The 20895-nt window shown below is 63.6% G+C and carries 17 protein-coding genes and 1 riboswitch; of the genes, 11 read left to right on the plus strand and 6 right to left on the minus strand.

The annotated features are described in order from the left end of the window. Positions 1-72 precede the first annotated feature (72 nt). From ASD01_RS03750 to ASD01_RS03770, 5 genes are all read left to right on the plus strand, one after another. The gene (locus ASD01_RS03750) at positions 73-1755 is read left to right on the plus strand and encodes an NAD+ synthase (RefSeq protein WP_034795073.1); all 1683 of its coding nucleotides are present in this window, start codon (positions 73-75) and stop codon (positions 1753-1755) included. 3 nt (positions 1756-1758) lie between these two features. Then, positions 1759-2094 (plus strand): hypothetical protein, encoded by a 336-nt coding sequence (locus tag ASD01_RS03755; protein WP_034795070.1) that lies wholly within the window; start codon positions 1759-1761, stop codon positions 2092-2094. A 24-nt stretch (positions 2095-2118) separates the two neighbouring features. After that, positions 2119-2946, plus strand: coding sequence for a TolB family protein (locus ASD01_RS03760; RefSeq protein WP_034795067.1), 828 nt, complete (start codon positions 2119-2121; stop codon positions 2944-2946). Positions 2947-3111: 165 nt separating this feature from the next. Next, positions 3112-4848: an ankyrin repeat domain-containing protein gene (locus ASD01_RS03765; protein ID WP_034795064.1), complete on the plus strand. Its 1737-nt coding sequence runs from the start codon at positions 3112-3114 to the stop codon at positions 4846-4848. 236 nt (positions 4849-5084) lie between these two features. Continuing rightward, positions 5085-6587: a diguanylate cyclase domain-containing protein gene (locus ASD01_RS03770; RefSeq protein ID WP_060643554.1), complete on the plus strand. Its 1503-nt coding sequence runs from the start codon at positions 5085-5087 to the stop codon at positions 6585-6587. A gap of 26 nt (positions 6588-6613) precedes the next feature. Here ASD01_RS03770 and ASD01_RS03775 read toward each other — a convergent pair whose 3' ends face one another. Then, on the minus strand, positions 6614-7633 hold the full coding sequence (locus ASD01_RS03775; RefSeq protein ID WP_034795061.1) for a LacI family DNA-binding transcriptional regulator: 1020 nt from the start codon (positions 7631-7633) through the stop codon (positions 6614-6616). A gap of 103 nt (positions 7634-7736) precedes the next feature. Here ASD01_RS03775 and ASD01_RS03780 point away from each other — a divergent pair, with 103 nt between their 5' ends. The 3 genes from ASD01_RS03780 to bluB all read left to right on the plus strand — a co-directional run bounded on the left by ASD01_RS03780 (position 7737) and on the right by bluB (position 10881). Further along, positions 7737-8930, plus strand: a complete 1194-nt coding sequence (locus ASD01_RS03780; protein WP_034795060.1) for a phytanoyl-CoA dioxygenase family protein — start codon at positions 7737-7739, stop codon at positions 8928-8930. An 88-nt stretch (positions 8931-9018) separates the two neighbouring features. After that, positions 9019-9831 (plus strand): SDR family oxidoreductase, encoded by an 813-nt coding sequence (locus tag ASD01_RS03785; protein ID WP_060528794.1) that lies wholly within the window; start codon positions 9019-9021, stop codon positions 9829-9831. Positions 9832-9928: 97 nt separating this feature from the next. Then, positions 9929-10140, plus strand: a riboswitch (cobalamin riboswitch). Positions 10141-10185: 45 nt separating this feature from the next. Beyond that, positions 10186-10881, plus strand: a complete 696-nt coding sequence (gene bluB / locus ASD01_RS03790; protein ID WP_034795057.1) for a 5,6-dimethylbenzimidazole synthase — start codon at positions 10186-10188, stop codon at positions 10879-10881. Positions 10882-10893: 12 nt separating this feature from the next. Here the strand turns inward: bluB and ASD01_RS03795 are convergent, their stop codons facing one another. The 4 genes from ASD01_RS03795 to ASD01_RS03810 form a co-directional block, all read right to left on the minus strand. After that, positions 10894-11964 carry a DUF2865 domain-containing protein gene (locus ASD01_RS03795; RefSeq protein WP_034795054.1) on the minus strand — a complete coding sequence of 357 codons (1071 nt, stop codon included), beginning with the start codon at positions 11962-11964 and terminating at the stop codon, positions 10894-10896. A gap of 164 nt (positions 11965-12128) precedes the next feature. Further along, entirely contained in the window at positions 12129-12773 is a 645-nt protein-coding gene (locus ASD01_RS03800) for an acyl-homoserine-lactone synthase (RefSeq protein ID WP_034795052.1), read from the minus strand. Between the two features lie 140 nt (positions 12774-12913). Next, positions 12914-13651 (minus strand): helix-turn-helix transcriptional regulator, encoded by a 738-nt coding sequence (locus ASD01_RS03805; protein WP_060643555.1) that lies wholly within the window; start codon positions 13649-13651, stop codon positions 12914-12916. Positions 13652-13921: 270 nt separating this feature from the next. After that, positions 13922-16234: an NADP-dependent malic enzyme gene (locus ASD01_RS03810; RefSeq protein ID WP_034795048.1), complete on the minus strand. Its 2313-nt coding sequence runs from the start codon at positions 16232-16234 to the stop codon at positions 13922-13924. 173 nt (positions 16235-16407) lie between these two features. On the opposite strand from ASD01_RS03810, the gene ASD01_RS03815 reads away from it, so the two are divergent. Beyond that, on the plus strand, positions 16408-17247 hold the full coding sequence (locus ASD01_RS03815) for a UDP-2,3-diacylglucosamine diphosphatase (RefSeq protein WP_034795046.1): 840 nt from the start codon (positions 16408-16410) through the stop codon (positions 17245-17247). Between the two features lie 97 nt (positions 17248-17344). After that, positions 17345-18565: an MFS transporter gene (locus ASD01_RS03820; RefSeq protein WP_034795045.1), complete on the plus strand. Its 1221-nt coding sequence runs from the start codon at positions 17345-17347 to the stop codon at positions 18563-18565. Here the strand turns inward: ASD01_RS03820 and dgcA are convergent. Further along, positions 18517-19500, minus strand: a complete 984-nt coding sequence (dgcA, locus tag ASD01_RS03825) for an N-acetyl-D-Glu racemase DgcA (RefSeq protein WP_034795044.1) — start codon at positions 19498-19500, stop codon at positions 18517-18519. The genes ASD01_RS03820 and dgcA overlap by 49 nt on opposite strands. A gap of 260 nt (positions 19501-19760) precedes the next feature. Here dgcA and ASD01_RS03830 point away from each other — a divergent pair, with 260 nt between their 5' ends. Further along, entirely contained in the window at positions 19761-20888 is a 1128-nt protein-coding gene (locus tag ASD01_RS03830; protein ID WP_060643566.1) for an ABC transporter permease, read from the plus strand. Positions 20889-20895: the final 7 nt, after the last annotated feature.

Below are 20895 nucleotides of genomic sequence, written 5' to 3' on the forward strand. Positions count from 1 at the left end.
TTCCGCAGATTGCGCTAAAGAACATTGCGAAAGTCAGATGCAATCGTTCAGGACAGACCGACAGGCCCGCTCATGACCGCCCATAAAAACGCCCCCTCGCTCCTTCGTATCGCCGTAGCCCAGCTCAATCCGACCGTGGGCGACATCGCCGGAAACCTGGCCAAGGCGCGTGAGGCGCGCGCCGATGCGGCGCGACAGGGCGCCGATCTCCTGCTTTTGACGGAGCTGTTCATTTCGGGCTATCCGCCGGAAGACCTTGTTCTGAAGCCGGCCTTTCTCAAGGCCTGCCTCCAGGCCGTCGAAAAGCTGGCCGCCGAGACGGCCGATGGCGGCCCGGGCGTCATCATCGGCTTCCCGCGCCTGTCGAAGACCGGCCGACATAACGCCGTGGCAGTACTCGACGATGGCAAGGTGATCGCGATCCGCGACAAGGTCGATCTGCCGAACTATGGCGAGTTCGACGAGAAGCGCGTCTTCGATCCGGGCGAGATGCCGGGACCGGTCAATTTCCGCGGTGTGCGCATCGGCATTCCGATCTGCGAGGACATCTGGGGCGATCTCGGCGTCTGCGAGACGCTGGCCGAAAGCGGTGCTGAAATCCTGCTGTCGCCGAATGGTTCGCCCTATTATCGCGGCAAGGTCGACGTGCGCCATCAGGTCGTGCTGAAGCAGGTGATCGAGACCGGCCTGCCGATGATCTATGCCAACCAGCTCGGCGGCCAGGACGAATTGGTCTTCGACGGCGCCAGCTTCGCCTTCAACACCGACAAGTCGCTCGCCTTCCAGATGAGCCAGTTCGAAGAGGCTATCTCGATCGTGGAGTGGAAGAAGGGCGAGAGCGGCTGGCATTGCGAGCACGGCCTGAAGTCGCGCCTGCCGGAGCGGGAGGAGGCGGATTACCGCGCCTGCATGCTCGGCTTCCGCGACTATGTGAACAAGAACGGCTTCAAGAATGTCGTGCTTGGCCTCTCCGGCGGTATCGATTCCGCCATTTGCGCAGCGCTCGCCGTCGATGCGCTCGGCGAGGAGCGGGTGCGCACGGTCATGCTGCCCTACCGCTACACCTCGCAGGAATCGCTGAAGGACGCCAAGGAATGCGCCGAGGCCCTCGGCTGCCGTTACGACATCGTGCCGATCTCCGAGCCGGTCGAAGGGTTCCTCAGCGCACTCTCCGATACGTTCGAAGGCACGGAATCAGGCATCACCGAGGAGAACCTGCAGAGCCGCACCCGCGGCACGATCCTGATGGCGATCTCCAACAAGTTCGGCTCGATGGTTGTGACCACGGGCAACAAGTCGGAGATGTCGGTCGGCTATGCCACGCTCTATGGCGACATGAACGGCGGCTTCAACCCGATCAAGGACCTCTACAAGATGCAGGTCTATGCCATCTCGAGCTGGCGCAATACCACGGTTCCTCCGGGCGCGCTTGGTCCTTCCGGCATCGTCATTCCGCAGAACATTATCGACAAGGCGCCTTCGGCCGAGCTTCGTCCCAACCAGACGGACCAGGATTCGCTGCCGCCCTATCCGGTGCTCGACGACATTCTCGAATGCCTGGTGGAAAAGGAAATGGGGACGGACGAGATCGTCGCCCGCGGCCATGACGAGGTGACCGTACACCGGGTCGAGCATCTGCTCTACATCGCCGAATACAAGCGCCGGCAATCGGCGCCGGGCGTCAAGATCACCAAGAAGAACTTCGGACGCGACCGCCGCTACCCGATCACCAACCGCTTCCGCGACCGGGGCTAGGCGATGGATATCCTCTCCGAAGAGACGGACGGCCGACAGGGCCGTCCAGATTTTACGGACGAGGAAATCCGGCTCCTGCGACTGTGGTCGGCAAGCGACGTTTCCGCCGGCCGGCAGCTATCGGCGCAGATCGGCTATTTCGCGACGCCTGCGATCTTTGGGGTCTATGGCCTTGCGACCGGAAGCCTCACCGTCGTCGGCGTTGCCTTCATCTGTATCCTGCTCCTGCTGGCCTGGGGTCTGGTCACCGACTGGCGGGACCGACGCAATTCCGTTCTGATGCAATCGGTCTGTTCCAAGGTTCTGGCGACCCTGCCGGCGGGTGAAGACAAGAAATAGCGGCCTCGTCCGGGAGAGAAGAGCATGCGCAGTTCCGTCGAAATCCATGACATCGCAACAGGTGAAACGCGGGTTGTCTGGCAGACGGACCGGCTGGTCGAGGCACCGAACTGGTCGCGGGACGGCTCACATCTGATCATCAACGGTGACGGCAGGCTCTATCGGCTTGGCCTCGATGGTTCCGAACCGGTGGAGATCGATACCGGTTTTGCGACGCTCTGCAACAACGACCACGGCCTCTCCCCGGATGGCACGACGATCGCGATCAGCGACAAGACCGAGTTCGGGAAATCGGCGATCTACCTGCTGCCGGCCGAAGGCGGCACGCCGCGGCTCGTCACCCGCAACCTGCCTTCCTATTGGCACGGCTGGTCGCCCGACGGGAACACGGTGACCTATTGCGGCATCCGCGACCAGGTCTTCGACATCTATACGATCTCCGTCGACGGCGGCGAGGAGCGGCGGCTCACCCATGGGGAGGGCCGCAACGACGGGCCCGATTGGTCGGCAGACGGCGAATGGATCTATTTCAACTCGAGCCGTACCGGCCAGATGCAGATCTGGCGGATCCGCCCGGACGGTAGCGACGTCACGCGCATCACCGACAGCCCCTATGGCGACTGGTTTCCGCATCCGTCGCCTGACGGTAAGCATCTGCTTGTGCTTTCCTATGACGGCGACGTCTTCGATCATCCGAGGGATCTCGATGTCCGGTTGAGGCTGATGGACCTGGACGGGGGCAATGCCCGCATCCTGTTCGAGCTCTTCGGCGGGCAGGGGACGATCAACGTTCCCAACTGGGCGCCCACGGGCGATCGTTTCGCCTTCGTCCGCTACGAACGGGAAAGCTGACCGCGCTGGACAAGTATATCGAGGCCATGCTAGCGATGAGGTCGTTCGCAGGGCGCATCCGATCCGCGGGAAGGGCAAGGCCCACCTGTCTCACTGAACTTGGTTGCCACACCTCTTTTCAGTCTGTGGGCGCGGATACCGGACGTGAATGAAAGGAGGTCTTTCATGATCACGCGCGATCTTTCCGCGAATATTACCCTCGATACGATCCGCAAGCAGGCCAAGGCCTTTTTGAAGGCCGTCAAGGCTGGCGATGCCAGTGCAAGACAGCGGGCGCTTCCCTATTTCTCCGAACCGACCGCAATGGGCCTTCAGGATGCCCAGCTGGTGCTTGCCCGCGAATTCGGCTTTGCCAGCTGGACGCGGCTGAAGCGGCATCTGGAGAAAGCCGAGGCCGGCACGCCGTCGACCGAACAGGTCGCAAACCGCTTTCTCGCTCTGGCGACAGTCTCCTATTTCGGCGACGTCGCTGCCGATCCCGAGCGGTTCGCTCAGGCACTCGACCTTCTCAAGGACCATCCTGAGATTGCCGGGGACAACATTCACGTGGCCGCTGCGCTCGGCGACGCCGCGGCGATCGACCGCTTTCTCGATCGCGACCCGAAACTCGCAGAGAAGCGCGGCGGTCCGTTCGACTGGGAGCCGTTGCTCTACGCCGCATATGCCCGCGTTCCCGGCCGCTCGTCGCTGCCGGCGGGCGCCCGCCTGATTGCGCGCGGGGCCGATCCGAACGCTTACTGGCTCGACGACGGCCAGTATCGTTTCACGGCTTTGACCGGCGTCTTCGGCGAGGGCGAGGCGGGGCCGGAGCGGCAGCCACCGCACCCGGATTGCCTTGCCTTTGCGCGGCTGCTGCTTAATGCCGGTGCCCGAGTCAATGACAGCCAGGCGCTCTACAACCGGATGTTCGAACCGGACAATTCCTGCCTCCAGCTGCTTCTCGACCATGGCCTCAATGCCGACGACCGCAACAACTGGCTGGTGCGCAACGATGGCGGCCTGGTCGAAAATGGCGAACGCGTCTTCGACTATCAGCTTGCCTGGGCACTGGAAAAACGCATGTCCGATCGCGTCCGGCTGCTTGTTGCGCACGGCGCCGACGTCAATCGCCCGATCAAGGGGCGCACGCCCTATCAATGGGCGGAGCTCGGCGGCGATCCGGCACTGGCACAATACCTCGTGTCGCGCGGCGCGACCGAAGCACCGCTGGAGGATGTCGACCGGCTGGCCCGTGCCGTTGGGGAAGTGAAGGCCGACGAGGCGAGGGAACTTGTCGATAGGGATCCGACACTTGTCGCTCGAACCCAGGCTGCACACCCCGCCATCCTGCACGAGGCGGCGGGTGAGGACCGGCATGACGCCGTGGCGCTGATGCTCGCGCTCGGCTTCGACGTCAACCGCATGACCTCGCGCACGCCGTTGCACGAGGCGGCGCTGCATGGGCATGTCGCGATGGCGAGGCGCCTGCTCGATCACGGCGCCGATCCCTTGGCCCGCGACCCCTACCATCATGCACCGCCGATCGGCTGGGCCAAATACAACGGCAAGGACGCGATGGTCACTTTCCTGAAGGATCAGCCGCTCGACATCTTCGCAGCTGCGTCCTTTGGCGTGGCCGCGCGCCTCTCCGACATCCTCGACCGGCAGCCGGATCTGATCGAAACGCCGTTCGGCACGTTCCGCGGGCGCGGCAGGCCGGAGCCACAGCACGACTGGATGACACCGCTTGCCTTTGCCGTGATCAACGGGCAGGCGGGAACGGTGCGGCTGCTTCTCGAAAGGGGCGCGAATGCACGCGTGCGCGATGGCGCCGCCGGCCCGTCGATACGCGATCTTGCCCTGGAGCAGGGCAATGCGGAGATCGTCGCCTTGCTGCGCGCTTCGGCGGCCGCCCCGCAATAGGATACGCAGAGGGAGGCGCGGGCAGTCGCCCGCGTTCTCCTGATCCCCGCTGCGACCGCTGATTGTCGGGCGATTCAGTCGGTTGAAATCGTTAAGTATTTTATCACCAGCTTATTTAAGCCAAACTTCGATTTTGGTCGCTAGGGTGCCGGCAGTATCGGCTGCCATCGTTGCGCATCGCACCTCCACAAGTGCTAGTATGCCCGGCAGGGCCGGTACGGACGAGGGGGACTGGCGTGGTGGAAAAGGCGTTGCGGCAGGCAAAACGGGACAAGACGGTCTGGGCGATCCATGCCGCCTGTACCTTGGTCGCGGTCCTGATCATTGCAAGCCTCATCTATGTCCTCGACCGATCCGTCACGGAGGCCGATCGCTTCGGCCTTTCGGCCGAGCGTCGGCTTGTCGCAAACGAGCTGCGCCACCAGATGGATGCGGTCGTTCAGTTCCAGGCGCAGGTGTCCTTCTGGGACAAGACCTACGAGGAGCTGGCGACGGGGCATGTCAGCGACAGTTTCGTCGCCGACGAGCTTTCGGGCTGGCTTTGGGAAGACTACGGCTTCTCCTGGATCATCTTCACGGATCCGGCCCGCACCGTCTCGACGGCGCTCAAGGACGGCGCATCGGTTCCGGCAGAGGTGGCCCGCGTGCCGCTCGACGAGGTCGACGATCTCGTAGACGAAGCCAAGCGCCGCTACGACAATGCGCTCAGGAACAACGACGGCACCTACAATCTCGATGTCACGACGCCGGATGCGCAGTCCGTGATGCCGGCCGTGCCCGGCATCCACGCGGTGGACCTGCGCGAGATCGGCGGGCGCATGAGCGTTGCCGTGGTGCAGGCGGTCATCCCCGAGACATTGGTGGTTCCGGCGGGACGGCGCGATCCGGTGCTGATGGTCGCCGTTCGGCCGGTCACGCCGAAAATGACGCGCGAGATCGCGGCACGGCTGGGTATTCGCGGGCTGGCCTTTGTTCCGCTCAACGAGCGGCCTGCAGGCAGTGCCTATGCGTCTGTCGGGCGCTGCTCCGATTCGTCCTGTCTCGTGGCCGCCTGGGTGCCGAAATCGCCCGGTGGGTTCGTCCGCGCGGAGCTGTTGCCGAGCGTCATTATCATGGCGATCGTCGCAGCACTGCTGATGGCCTTCGTGGCGCTGCGGTTCTCGACGCTCTTTGCCGCTCTGCAGCAGAGCGAGGCGCTGAACCGGCATCTTGCCAAGCACGATCGCCTGACGGGGCTGATGAACCGCAGCGGCTTCGACGACATGCTGGCGGCAGCCCTGTTGCGGGCATCGACGCATCCGTTCACGCTCGTCTATGCCGACCTCGATGAATTCAAGGAGGTCAACGATCGCCACGGCCACGCCGCCGGCGATGCCGTGCTGGTGGCCATGGCCGAGCGCTTTCGCAACCGGGCTGGCCCGAAGGGCACGGTCGCGCGGCTTGGGGGTGACGAATTCGCGGTCATTCTCGGCGATTGCAGCGAGGCCGACGCCCGCAGCCTGACGGCCGGCCTGATCGCCGACGCGCAGACGCCGGTCGCTTTCGACGGCCAAATGCTCGTTGTCGGCGGCAGCGCCGGCATCGCCTTTGCGCCGCGGCATGGCCTGACGGCACGCCAGTTGCTGCTGGCTGCGGACGAAGCGCTCTATCTGGCCAAGCGGCGCGGTCGCAACCGCTTCGAGACGGCGGACGACATGGTGTTGCCAGCCGAAAAGAACGACGGCCAGTCGGCGGCCTGAACGTTACCCGCTGATCGTCAGCAGCGTTACTCCGGAACATTGTAGGGCGTGATCACCACCACGGCGGAAAGCTGCGGGCCGATTGCCGGCGCCTGGGCGCCGGGCCGCAGCATCATCGTGCGAAAGGCGGTGCGCGCATCGGTCCTGAGGTCGTGATGCAGCACGAAGTGAATGCGCCGTTCCCGCAACAGCGCCAGATTGTCCTCGTCGAGATCATGGGCGATGTAGAGCGCGCAGTGACGTTCGAGGCGCTCGAAGGCTGCAAGGACGGAGCGGTTGCCGCCACCGATCGAATAGGCCGCGTTGATATCGGGATTGGCCGAGAGCGCCGCGTGAGCCAGGCGGCCGGTTTCGCTGTCGCGGCCGTGGCCTTCGCTGATCTCGACGATCCGGATTGCCGGATAGCGCTCGCGCAACACCCGGCGAAAGCCGATCTCGCGTTCCTCCTCACCACGAAAGCGGCCGCTCGAAAGGGTCACCAGCACAGTTGCCGGCGCGCCGGAAAAGCGCTCCCCGAGGAGGTAGGCGGCCGTTTCGCCCGCCGCCCGGTTGTCGGCGCCGGCATAGGCCGTCCGCTGGGAATGGGGCAGGTCGGTTACCAGCGTCACGACGGGCGTACCGCCCATCTCGAAACGGGCGACTGCGGCGACGATCTCGGGCACGTCCGGCGCCTTCAACACCAGGCCGTCGGTCCCGCGCAGCCGGATTCGGTCGAGCAGTTGCACGATCTCCTGCGGGCGCATCGTCTCGGCGAAGTGGAACCGGCAGCGAAAGACGGTGGGCGCGAAGGTCATCGCCTCGCTCTCGAAGGCGCGACGCACCGCATCGGTGAAGCGCTGTGGCGACTCCATGACGATATCGATCGCAAACTTGCGCCCCTGGATGTCGAGGCCGGCCTGCTGCTTCTCCAATTCCTCGATGGCTGCGCGAACCCGGGCCTCCGTCTGGCGGCGCACGCCCGGCCGCTCGTTGAGCACGCGATCGACGGTCGCGGTGCTGAGCCCGGCCTGAAAGGCGATGTCCTTGACCAGAAACGGATGGGCCATCGCCTTGCTCTCCTGATGGATTTTTGATGGATTCTTGCTCTATATCATGTTTTGCCGCCGCCTATAGTCGTGTTCATCAGGATGTTCCAGAGGAGGAAACGCGATGAAGACCGACAACAAAGCGCGCCAGCGAATCGACCGCGTCTGGCTCACCGAAGAGGCATGCGATCTCGAAGCGTTCCGGGCGGAAGTCGAACGCCAAACCAGTCTGTCCGACTACCCCCATGCTTCCGGCTGCGAAAAGAATATCCTGATATATGACAGCGCCGCGCTGATTGCGGCGTGCGGCGATGCCGAGGCGCGGCGTTCTGTTCTGGCGGAGATCTGCGAGGTACTGGCGACCGGGCCTGGCGTGGCGGTCTTCAAGCGCGCCTTTGCCGATACGACAGCAATCGACGTCGCAAGCGGGGTCTTTGACGCCATCATCGAAGAGCAACATCGAAGCAACAGCGGCGGCGGCGATCACTTCGCCAAACCCGGTGCCAATGACCGCATCTGGAACTCGCTGGAAAAGCACTGCCTGAACGCGCCGGAGAATTTCGCCTCCTATTACGGCAATGCCGTCATAGCGCTCGTCAGCGAGGCTTGGCTCGGGCCGAACTACCAGATGACGGCGCAGGTCAATCGCGTCAATCCTGGCGGTGCGGCGCAATCGGCGCACCGGGATTATCACCTCGGCTTCCAGACCGCGGCCGTGATCGAGCAGTATCCGGCGCATGTGCACAGGCTTTCACCGGTGCTGACGCTGCAGGGGGCGGTTGCCCATCGCGACATGCCGCTCGAAAGCGGACCGACGCTGTTCTTGCCCTATAGCCAAACCTATGTGCCGGGCTATCTGGCGCTCAACCGGCCGGAATTCCGCGCCTATTTCGACGCACACCATGTGCAGCTTCCGCTCGAAAAGGGCGACGTTGTCTTCTTCAACCCGGCGCTCTTCCATGCCGCCGGCACCAACCGCTCCCGGGATATCCGCCGCGTGGCCAACCTGCTGCAGGTGTCTTCGGCCTTCGGTCGCGCAATGGAAACCGTTGACCGACTGACCATGAGCGCGACGCTCTATCCGGCCTTGCGGGCCTTGCTGGCGGGCGGGACGCTGACGCAGGCGGAAGCGGCCAACGCGATCTCCTCCTGTGCCGAGGGCTATTCGTTCCCCACCAATCTCGACCGGGATCCGCCACTCGGCGGGTTGGCGCCGAAGACGCAGGCGCAGTTGATGCGCGAGGCTCTCACTGCGGGGACGGGCGAACAAGAGTTTCTCTCGGTGCTGGAGGCGCAGGCGAAGCGCAAGCTGAGCTGACGAGCGAGTTACAATTTGACAGGCTCCCGGTGTGTTTCAGCCGGGAGCCGCAGCCGTTTCAAACGATCATTTCCAAGGGAGGAATTCGATGAGTGGACAATTGCAAGGCAAGATCGCCATCGTCACCGGTGGTACGCAGGGACTGGGCGCGACGATTGCTGGCCTTTTCGCCGAGCGCGGCGCTGAAGGCATCGTCATCTGCGGCCGCAACGCCGCCAAGGGGCGGGCGAAGGCCGAGCAGATCGGCAAGGCAAGCGGCGCGAAAGTCGTCTATGTCGAGGCCGATCTTGAAAAAGTAGAGGACGCCCGCAAGGTGGTCGCCGCTTGCGACGCGGAATTCGGCCGGGTCGATGCGCTGGTCAACGCCGCAGCTATCACCGACCGTGGCACGATCCTCGACACCACGCCCGAACTCTTCGACCGCATGTTCGCGATCAATGTGCGCGCGCCGTTCTTCCTGATGCAGGAGGCGGTGAAGATCATGCGGCGGGAGAAGACCGAGGGCACGATCGTCAACATCGGCTCGATGTCGGCGATGGCCGGCCAGCCGTTCATTGCCGCCTATTGTTCGTCGAAAGGCGCCCTCGAAACGCTGACCAAAAACACGGCTTATGCGCTTCTTCGCAACCGCATTCGCGTCAACGGCCTGAATATCGGCTGGATGGCGTCCGAAGGCGAAGACCGCATCCAGCGCGAGTTTCATGGCGCGGCTGCCGATTGGCTTGAAAAGGCGGCGGCCGGCCAGCCTTTCGGTCGGCTCGTCGATCCGGCCGAAGTGGCGCGGGCCTGCGCCTATCTGTCGTCGGCCGAGTCCGGGCTGATGACCGGATCGGTGATTTGCTTCGATCAGTCGGTCTGGGGCGCCTATGACGGCTCGCCGCATCCGGTCGCTCCGCTTTGAGGCGGAGGCAAACGACTAAGCTCGACAGTAGCCGGCGGAAAGTGGCGCGCCATGTCTCGACCGGGTTGGCGCCGCTTGTCTTTCTCAAACGGCTGTGCACTTAGTGCCGTCGTCAGGTGCCCGCGAAAGCGGGAGAATCGGGAATCCGGTGTCATTCCGGAACGTGCCCAACGCTGTGACGGGGACGATCGCGTCTAAGAGAGCCTTGAATTGATTCAAGGTTTTGCCACTGGATCTTCAATCGATCTGGGAAGGCGAGGTGATCGGTTGAACCGAAGTCAGAAGACCGGCCTGGCGAGATAGACCGAACCCCGCGTGGACGGCGGGAGGTTTCGCATTGTTGGGGATCGAACGATGCTGACTGAACCGAAGGGCGGCCTTGCGGCTGCCGGCGCCTTTTCGTTGCCAGAGCGGGAGGCCGTCTACCGTGCCATCGAGACACGTCGCGACGTGCGCGATGAATTCCTGCCCGCGCCATTGCCGGAAGATCTGATCGGGCGCCTGCTGGCCGCTGCGCACAGCGCCCCGTCCGTGGGCTTCATGCAGCCGTGGAACTTCGTGCTGGTGCGGGCGGAAGAAACGCGTGAGCGCGTCTGGCATGCGTTTCGCCGCGCCAATGACGAGGCCGCGCTGATGTTCGAGGCGGAACAACAGGCCAAGTACCGTGCGCTGAAGCTGGAAGGCATCCGCAAGGCGCCGCTCAGCATCTGTGTCACCTGCGACCGCACGCGCGGCGGTGCCGTCGTACTCGGGCGCACCCACAATCCGCAGATGGACGTCTATTCCACCGTCTGCGCCGTGCAAAACCTCTGGCTTGCTGCGCGGGCCGAAGGGGTGGGCGTCGGCTGGGTGAGCATTTTCCACGAGGCCGAGATCAAGGCGATTCTCGGCATCCCAGATCATATCGAGATCGTTGCCTGGCTCTGCCTCGGCTATGTCGATCGCCTCTATCAGCAGCCGGAACTCGCTGTGAAGGGCTGGCGCCAGCGCCTGCCGCTCGACGAGCTGGTTTTCGAAGACGGATGGGGACGCAGCAAGGAGAAGGCGTAAGGCCTCGTCCGATCAATTCTGGACCGGCTGATAGGCCGGTCCCTTCGGATGCTTGAGGTCGATGGCGGTTTCTTCCTGCGGCAGGTAGGTCGGGCCGACGACGCGAACCTTGTTCTTCGACGGATCATAAGGCCGCTCTTCGGCCGGCGCCTTGGCGGTATTGCTCGCCGCTTCCGGCTTCTTGGTCTCGATGACGATGATCGACGACTGGTCGTCACCGATCTTCGTTCCGTTTGCCTTCGGTGTGGTCGAGGCGGTCTGCGGTATCTGGCAGCCGCACTGGCCGGGTTTTCCGACAGCGCGGGTGCGATAGGCAAAGGCGTTGGGCATTTCGGTATAGGGACGGCCGGTCACGGCCGAGACCATCTTGTCGCTCTCTTCCGTGTTGAGGTCGTGAAAATAGAGCTCGGTCTCAGCCCCCGGACAGCGCGCCCGACAGGCCTGCTCGTCGCGCGGGAAATCGGCCGGCGTCGCATCTGAAGAAACCGGGAAAAAGGCGCCGTCGCAGGTACGCACGCACATGGTTCTGAGCGTGCCGCTATAGTAGCGCTCCTGCGGTGCGTAGCCGTCTTCGCCTCGGCCGAGCATCGGGCCGTAGGCGTCTTCCGGCGGCAGGTCGGCAACGATGTTGCGGTGGCTTTCCGGCACGTCCGGTTCCACGCTTGCGAACTCCTCGCGGTCACCATAGCAACCGTTGATCTCCAGCGCGGCGAGGATGCGGCGCCGGCTGTCGTCGCTGCCGCCGGCGACGATCTGCTCGCGCTCGGACTTCAGCATGCGCAGATTGTCTTCCATCTCGGCGATCAGGCTGTTGAGGCCGTAGCAGGTGTCGGGGTCGCCGCCGTCGAAGCCAATGGCGTTGCCGCCACCGCAACCCGCGCGGCGGCGGTCGTTCTTTGCCCGCCGCAGCTCGATATTCTGCCGCGAGATCGCGCTTGCGTAGTCGCGCGCATCGGCATTGCTGGCGACGTAGTCAGGCAGTTGCGCGAGCCGCGCGTTCAGTCGGTCGCAGGCCGTCGATGCCAGTGACGGACCGGCACCGATCAGAACCAGAGGCACAAGGGCCGCAGCGACGTGTTTCATGCGCGTGAACACGGGCGAAAGTCTCTTCCTGTTGCCAGGTCGGCGCCGACCTTCTGCGGGTGGCTGCCAGCGGCATTCCTGTTTCGCCTCCATCATAGAGCTTGTCGGTGATCGTGCAACGACAAGCGACGGTTTGCGTTAACAGCGCAGATCGACTGACGCGCTTAGGCGGCGCGGGCGGTTTCCAGCGACATCGGACGTTCGAGCACGGTACCTTCGATGGCAGCGACCGCCTTCATCCGCGTGAGCAGATCCGGCGTTACTTCCCAGGCGACGGCAACCGCGAAAACGGAGCCGATGCGATGCGGTTCGGCGATACGCTCGCCCGGGCATCCCATGCGCCGGAACATGCGCTCCAGGAACACATCCGTCACCGTGACGATGTGGCTGATGCCGGAAGCAAGGCCCAGCTCGCCGACGCCGCACATCAGTTCGGCGGCCGCGACCGTCACCTGGTTCGAGGCGCGGTCCTGCGAGATCTCGGGCTCGATGCAGAAGCGGCTGGATTCCCAGACCGAAGCGCTGCGGATTTCCGGATTATCGCCAAGCAGGATCGGGAAGGTATCGTCCAGCATGTTTGGGCCGAGTGTCGGCAGGAGGCGAAGCGCGCCGCGCAGCCGGCCGGTATCGGGCGCATAGGACAGGACGTAGAGCGGGTTTGCCTGGTCGTAGTTGTCGATTTCCCAGTCGCCTTCGGTCTGCACGTCCCATTTCAGGAAGTCGTGGAAGACGCGCTTGCGCAACCGGAACATGTCGTCGACGGCCGCCGGGTGTTGTGCGCGGGTCTTTCCGTTCAGGATCCTGATCATCGTTTTCTCCATCCGAGTTTGGGGATGGGGCGATGCTGTCAGGCTCGCGGCGGTTGCGTAACTGTCGCTAGCGACAGTTCAAATGCGCGATATTTGCCACTAGATTTCGAGGGGTTTCGGTGGAGGCGTATTGTCGGGTGTCAAACGGAGGGTATCAGAGCGTGTCGTACGGCCTGTGCCACAGCCTGAGTGTTGGAAACGACATTCAGCTTGCGTCGCGCATTGGTCATGAAGAAGCGCACGGTGCGCTCGGAAATGCCGAGGATCGTGGCGATTTCCCAATAGCTCTTGCCGGCGGCGGCCCAGGTCAGGACCTCGGTCTCGCGGCCGGTCAACCGCATCTCTCGGGTCGAAATGCTGCCGGCCATGGCGCCGTGCTCCAGCATGGCGGCATGGAAGAGATTGGCGGCCAGCTGGAAATCGCGCAGGTGATGGCGGCGATAGGTCGTCCATTCGCCGGCTGTCATGTTGACGTTGATTGCGAGCAACGCCATGCGCCCGGCGGGCGAGGGCAATGGCAAGGCGACGCCCTCAGTGGATATGCCGATTTCCTGGGCTGCCTGGAACAACGGTTCGCATTCCGGGAAGCGATGCCGTGCCATCGTCCATTCCACCGGCCGCACGCCGCCAAGCGCCAGCTTCAGGATCGGATCGATCCGGTGAAGGCTGCGGGCATGGTAGATCTCGGCAGCGTAGGCGCCGAAGGTGTGATGCAGCCGGCAAACCTTGAGCTCGTCCGCATAGGGCTCCGCTTCGAGATAGAGAAGATGGGCAATGCGGAAGGTTCGACGCATCAATGTGAAGAAATGAGCGGGCTCGACACAGCCGCCACATTCCAGGATTTCCAGCATGTCGAGGGCAGCCTGCTGCTCAGTCATGCCACAACACCGAATCTCGTCCGAGGCCCCAGCATGGTTAGAGGTTCACCTTTTGTCCAGCGCAAACTTTCCCGATTGGTGTGTAATACCAATTGTGCACGCCTTGATTGTAGTCGTCGATCGGCCGCGTGACAGGGGCTGATTCGCGGGTGATCTGCAAAACCAGCGATGCCGCGCCTGAAGCAGGCGCGACATCCGGATACGGTTTTGCCGGCGCCGGCATGGCGCCCGAATGCAGCGAAGACCGGTGGCGATCTCCGCGTTGCCATCTCAACCCGGATGGCTGGCTTCGACCACCGCCAGAGCCGCCATGTTGACGACGCCGCGTGAGGTGACGGACGGCGACAGGATATGGGCGGGAAGCGCCGAGCCGAGCAGGATCGGGCCGACATGCAGGCTGTCGGTCATGGTCTTGACGACACCGAGCGTGATGTTGGCGGCATCGAGATTGGGGAAGACCAGCAGGTTGGCTTCGCTCGACAGGCTGCTGTCCGGCATGACGCGCTGGCGCAACGCTTCCGAGATCGCCGCATCGCCGTGCATTTCGCCGTCGACCTCGAGATCGGGCGCGAGTTCCCGCACGAGCTGCAGCGCCGTGCGCATCTTGGTGGCGCTCTCCGAATCACGCGAACCGAAGTTCGAATGCGAGACGAGGGCGGCGCGCGGGGTGATGCCGAAGCGGCGGATTTCCTGTGCCGCCATGACCGTCGTCTGGGCGATCTCTTCGGCGCTCGGGCAGTAGCTCACATAGGTGTCGGTGAAGAAAGTTGCGCCGCGCTGCGAGATCAGCAGGCTCAAGGCCGAGAAATCGAGCACGCCGTCGCGCTTGCCGATGATCTGCGATACGTCGCGCAGGTGCTTGCTGTAGCGCCCTTCGACGCCGCAGATCAACGCATCGGCTTCGCCGCGCTTGACCGAGAGCGCGCCGATGACGGTCGTGTTGGTGCGCACGATCGTGCGGGCGGCTTCCGGGATGACGCCGAGACGGCCGACGAGGGCAAAATAGTCCTCGACATAGTCGCGGTAGCGCGGATCGCCTTCGGGGTTGACCACCTCGAAATCGACATCCGGACGGATGCGCAGGCCATAGCGACGCAGGCGCGTCTCGATGATCTGCGGACGGCCGATCAGGATCGGGCGGGCCGTGCCTTCTTCGAGCAACACCTGGGCGGCGCGCAGCACGCGTTCGTCTTCGCCTTCGGCAAAGATAACCCGGTTCTTCTGGGCGTTCTTGGCGGCGGCAAAGACGGGCTTCATGATGAAGCCCGAGCGGAAGACGAAGCGGTTCAGCTTGTCGAGATAGGCGTCATAGTCCTGGATCGGACGGGTGGCGACGCCGCTTTCCTCGGCTGCCTTCGCAACCGCCGGCGCGATACGCAGGATAAGGCGCTGATCGAACGGCGAGGGGATCAGGTAGTCCGGGCCGAAGACCGGGGTCTCGCCGGAATAGGCGCGGGCGGCAACATCGGAAGGCTCTTCGCGGGCAAGACCGGCGATGGCGCGTACGGCCGCCATCTTCATTTCTTCGTTGATCGTGCTTGCGCCGCAGTCGAGCGCGCCGCGGAAGATATGCGGGAAGCAGAGAACGTTGTTGACCTGGTTCGGGAAGTCCGAGCGGCCGGTGCAGATCATCGCGTCCGGACGGGCTTGGCGGGCGGCTTCCGGCATGATTTCCGGCGTCGGATTGGCGAGCGCCATGATCAGCGGCTTTTCGGCCATCTGCGCCAGCAGTTCCGGCTTCAGGACGCCGGCGGCGGAAAGGCCGAGGAAGACGTCAGCGCCGCCGATGCTGTCGGCAAGCACGCGGTTGCTGCTATCCTGCTCGTAGACGGACTTCCATTCGTCCATCAGTACCTCGCGGCCCTTGTAGACGAGGCCTTCGAGGTCATGGACCCAGATGTTTTCGCGCTTGGCGCCGAGCGTCACGAGAAGGTTGAGACAGGCGAGTGCGGCGGCACCTGCGCCCGAGGTGACGATCTTGGCGGTCGCGATGTCCTTGCCGGCGAGTTCGAGGCCGTTGAGGATGGCGGCGGCGACGATGATCGCAGTTCCGTGCTGGTCGTCGTGGAAGACCGGGATCTGCATCTTTTCACGCAGGCGCCGCTCCACCTCGAAACATTCGGGCGCCTTGATGTCTTCAAGGTTGATGCCGCCGAAGGTCGGCTCGAGCGCCGAGATTACGTCGACCATGCGCTCGATGCTCGACGCGTCGATTTCGATGTCGAAGACGTCGATGCCGGCAAATTTCTTGAAGAGGACGGCCTTGCCCTCCATGACGGGCTTGGAAGCCAGCGGACCGATATTGCCGAGACCGAGGACGGCCGTGCCGTTGGAGATGACCGCGACCAGGTTGGCGCGCGCTGTGTAATCGGCGGCTGTTTCCGGATTGTCACGAATGGCGATGCAGGGGGCTGCAACCCCTGGCGAATAGGCAAGCGCCAGGTCGCGCTGGTTGCCGAGCGGCTTGGTGGGCTGGATTTCGAGCTTTCCCGGGCGTGGGTAACGGTGGAAGAAAAGGGCCTGCTGGTCGATGTCGCCGCTGGCCGGACCGGTATGGGATTTCGTCTTGTCGCCCGTATTCATGCTCTCACATTCCTCATTCGTGGTCGTGCCTTTTGGCATGAATTCGAAGCGAGGTACAGTTTTGCAGTGCTGATTTCAGCGGGGGGACCGGTGACGCAATGTTGATGTCATCTTCCTGAAACACGAGTCTGGTTTCACGAAGGCAGAAAGCATAACCTGAAGACGAGGCTCGCATGATGGCGGCGCAGCAAGACAACTCCGTACGAAAGCTCAGGACGTTGTTCATCTCGGACGTCCATCTCGGCTCGAAGGCCGCCAAGACCGACTACCTGCTCGACTTCCTGCGGCATCATGAAGCGGAGACGATCGTTCTGGTCGGCGACATCGTCGACGGCTGGCGGCTGAAGCGCAGCTGGTACTGGCCGCAGAACTGCAACGACGTGGTGCAAAAGCTCCTGCGCAAGGCGCGCAAGGGCGCCCGCATCGTTTACATCCCCGGCAATCACGATGAATTCCTGCGCGACTTTCCGGGCGTGCATTTCGGCGGCATCGAGGTGGCGCAACGCTACATGCACGAGGGGGCCGACGGCCGTAAATATCTCGTGCTGCACGGCGACGAATTCGACGTCGTCGTGCGCAACGCCCGCGTGCTCGCCTATCTCGGCGATTGGGCCTACGACACGGCGATCGCCATCAATATCGGGCTTGCTGCGGTCCGCCGACGTCTCGGCATGCCCTATTGGTCGTTCTCGTCCTGGGCGAAGCTCCAGGTCAAGCACGCCGTCAACTTCATCGGCGAGTTCCAGAAGGTGGTCGCCGAGGAGGCGCGCCGTCACGATGCGCAGGGCGTGATCTGTGGTCATATCCACCATGCTGTCATCGAGGAGATCGGCGACATCCGCTACATCAACACCGGCGACTGGGTGGAAAGCTGCACGGCGATTGCCGAGCACCACGACGGCACGATGGAACTGATCACCTGGCACCAGATGCGCGGTGGCGCCAGCGAAGGCGAAGCCTCTGGCGAAGCGGACAAACTGCTCGCCCAACTGCTGACCCAGCGCGCGGCCTGACCTTCGCGGCGCAGCGATATTCCTGTCGCGAAAACTAGGTTATGGCGAGGGGCGCCCGGCTCGTGCTAGAGATTGGGCACAGCCATCAGGTCAGACGATGATTCCCTTCCAAGCGCCCGCCTATGTGGGCCCTCCGCCGCGCCATTTTGCGCTTCGCATTGCTTTGCTCTTCTGTGCGCCGCTGATCGTCAACGGCTTCGCGATGCCATATTTCCCGATGTGGCTGAGCACGCTGTCGATGAGCGACTTCGAGATCGGCGTCGTTCTGGCGTTGCCGATGTTCGTGCGCGTCATCACGGCGCCGATCGCCGGCGTCATTGCCGATAGGCTCGGCGAGCGGGCGATCGTCCTGATCTGGTCCGGTTTCCTGTCGCTCGCAACGGCCGTGGTTCTGTTCTATTTCCGCGAATTCTGGCCGGTGCTCGTGATCTATACGCTGCAGTCGGCCGTCTATTCTCCCTATGTGCCGATCGTTGAGGCGATCGCGCTTTCAGGCGTGCGGCGCTGGGGCTTCGACTACGCCCATATGCGGCTCTGGGGCTCGGTCGCCTTCATCGGCGCGACGATGCTCGGCGGCTGGATGGTGGGCATCTTCGGCAGCGACATGGTGCTGCCGGCGATGGCGATCGGCTTCGGCCTGACGATCATCATGGCCTATGCCGCGCCACGAGTCGGCAAGCCGCGGCGGCCGTCACCGATCACGGCATTGACGGAGCCGCCGCCGAAGTCGCTGCGGCAGCTCGACCTGCAGTTGCTGCTGATCGGGGTGACGCTGGTCAACGCCAGCCACGCGATGCTCTTTGCCTTCTCGGCGATCTATTGGCAGCACATCGGCTACAGCGGCACCGAGATCGGCCTGCTCTGGAGCGCGGGCGTCGCGGCGGAAGTGACGATGTTCATCTTCGCCAAGGCGATCAGCCGCCGTTTCAGCGTCTGGGTGATGATCCTGTCCGGCTGCTTTCTCGCCGTGGTGCGCTGGATCATCTTCCCGATGGATATCGGCTTCAGCGGCTATTTCATCCTGCAGTGCTTCCACGCTTTCACCTATGCGATCATGCACACCGGCATGCAGCACAAGCTGGTCGAGCGGGTGGTGGAATCACAGGAAGCGTCGGCGCAGGGGCTCTACTTCTTCTATACCGGTATCTTCACCGCGATCTTCACGTTCCTGTCCGGCTATTTCTACGCCTGGTACGGGGTGAACGGCTTCTATTCAATGTCGGTCGTCGCCTTTGCCGGCTGCTGCTTTGCCGTCACCGCCTGGTATCTTCAACCCCAGAGGCGCGGCTCCGGCGGGAAGACAAGCGAGGCCTCGTAGCGCAGGCCGGGCTCGCGATCCTGCGCCAGCAGCAGCGGCCCGTCGAGATCGACGAAATCCGCGCCTTGCGCCACCAGGATCGCCGGCGCCATCGCGAGCGAACTGCCGACCATGCAGCCGACCATGACCTTGAGCCCGAGCGAGACCGCCTCATCGCGCATGCGCAGTGCCTCGGTCAGGCCGCCGGTCTTGTCGAGCTTGATGTTGACGGCGTCGTAACGCCCGACGAGAGCAGCGAGGTCGCCGGTCGCGTGCACGCTTTCATCAGCGCAGATCGGAACGGGACGGGCGATCGTTGCCAACGCCTCGTCGCGGCCGGCGGGAAGCGGCTGCTCGATCAGGTCGATCCGTTCCTCGGCGCAGATCGCAAAGTGATAGGCAAGCGTTTCGGGCGTCCAGCCCTCGTTGGCGTCGAGGATGATGCGGCTTTCCGGTGCGCCGGCGCGCACCGCACGGATGCGGGCAGCATCATCCGACGTGCCGACCTTGACCTTGAGGAGCGCGCGGTGGGCATATTTGGCGGCCTGCTCGCGCATCGCGTCGGGCTCGGCAAGCGAAAGCGTATAGGCCGTGGTCAATGCTTCCGGTGAAGAAATGCCGGCAAGAACATGGGCCGACTTGTTTTTCTGCTTTGCTTCCAGATCCCACAGCGCGCAATCGACGGCGTTGCGGGCAGCACCCGGCTTCATCGCGCGCTGCAGATCGGCGCGGCTGAGCCCGGCCTCGATGTGGTGGCGGATGGCGGCGATTTCGGCGAGCACCGTGTCGATCGTCTCGCCGTAGCGGCCGTAGGGAACGCATTCGCCGGAGCCCGTATGGACACCGTCTCCGATGCGGCAAGTGACGACGCTTGCCGTCGTCTTGGAGCCGCGCGAGATCGTAAACGTGCCCGCAATCGGGAAATGTTCCACGGTGGCATCGAGGGAAAGTGACATGAAAGCGTCTCCGGCAGGTAATCTGTTGGCCCGGCGTCATAGCGCCGCAACGTTCGGGTGACAGCAAAGGTGCGAGCCGTTATGACGGTGGAAGGATTTACGAATCTTTACACAGTCGTTGCCTCCGGTCGGACGCGCAACAGACGTGGTAACACTTTAGGTCTGCTGCACAATCTTGTCCTCAAATCTATCGAGATTGGACGAGTTTTGCAGAGGCAAATCGGGATAACAGAAGACACGTGTCGCAAGCCGCCCGCAAGATGACCGCCGATGTCGCGCTGTCCGAGAGTGGCGGCGGGCGAAGCTATGTCTTTACCGGCACCTGGCGGCACGAGACGGCCGAAGCGATGGCGGCAAAGCTCGACGGCCTTGCGCGCAAGGGCGACGGGGCCGCGCAGTTCGATCTGTCCGGCGTGGCGGCGATGGATACCGCAGGCGCCTGGATCATCCGCCGCTTCATGACCCGTGTCGTCGGCCCGTCGCGCGACAACGTTCATTTCGCCGAAGGCGGACAGCGCTATGTCGAGCTGATCGACGCCCTGCCGGCTGAACTGCGTTCGCCGGAAAAGAACGGCGAACGGCTGCCGCTGTTTCAGCGCATCTTCGCCCCGGTCGGCGAGGTCATGGCGGCGACGTGGGAAGATATCGTCGCTGCGATGTACATCCTGGGGTCCGCGGTGCGCGGCGCCCAGCTTAAGCTTGGACGGCACAGCGGCGTCTCGCCGGCGGCGATTGTCCACCAGATCGACCGCATGGGCGTGAAAGCCGTACCGATCATCACGCTGATGTCGTTCCTGATCGGCGCCATCATCGCCCAGCAGGGCGCGTTCCAGCTGCGCTATTTCGGCGCCGAGGTCTTCGTCGTCGATCTCGTCGGCATCCTGCAGCTCCGTGAAATCGGGGTGCTGCTGACCGCGATCATGATCGCTGGCCGCTCCGGCAGCGCGATCACCGCCGAAATCGGCTCGATGAAGATGCGTGAAGAGGTGGATGCGCTGAAGGTGATGGGGCTGAGCCCGGTCGGCGTACTCGTATTTCCGCGCCTCGTGGCGCTGACCGTCGCGCTGCCGCTCTTGACGATCATCGCAAACTTCGCGGCGCTCGTCGGTGCGGCGCTCGTTGCCTGGGGCTATTCCGGCATCACGATCCCAACCTTCCTCGCCCGATTGCAGGAAGCCATCGATTTTTCGTCGATCGCCGCCGGCATGATCAAGGCGCCTTTCATGGCGCTCATCATCGGGGTCGTGGCAGCCGTCGAGGGCTTGAAGGTTGGCGGCAGCGCGGAGTCGCTCGGCCGCCACGTGACGTCTTCGGTGGTCAAGTCGATCTTCGTCGTGATCCTGATCGACGGGCTCTTCGCCATGTTCTACGCGGCCATTGATTTCTGATGCGGAG

The sequence above is a fragment of the Ensifer sp. Root423 genome (assembly GCF_001426275.1).
In the GTDB taxonomy this organism is placed as follows: Bacteria; Pseudomonadota; Alphaproteobacteria; order Rhizobiales; family Rhizobiaceae; genus Ensifer; species Ensifer adhaerens.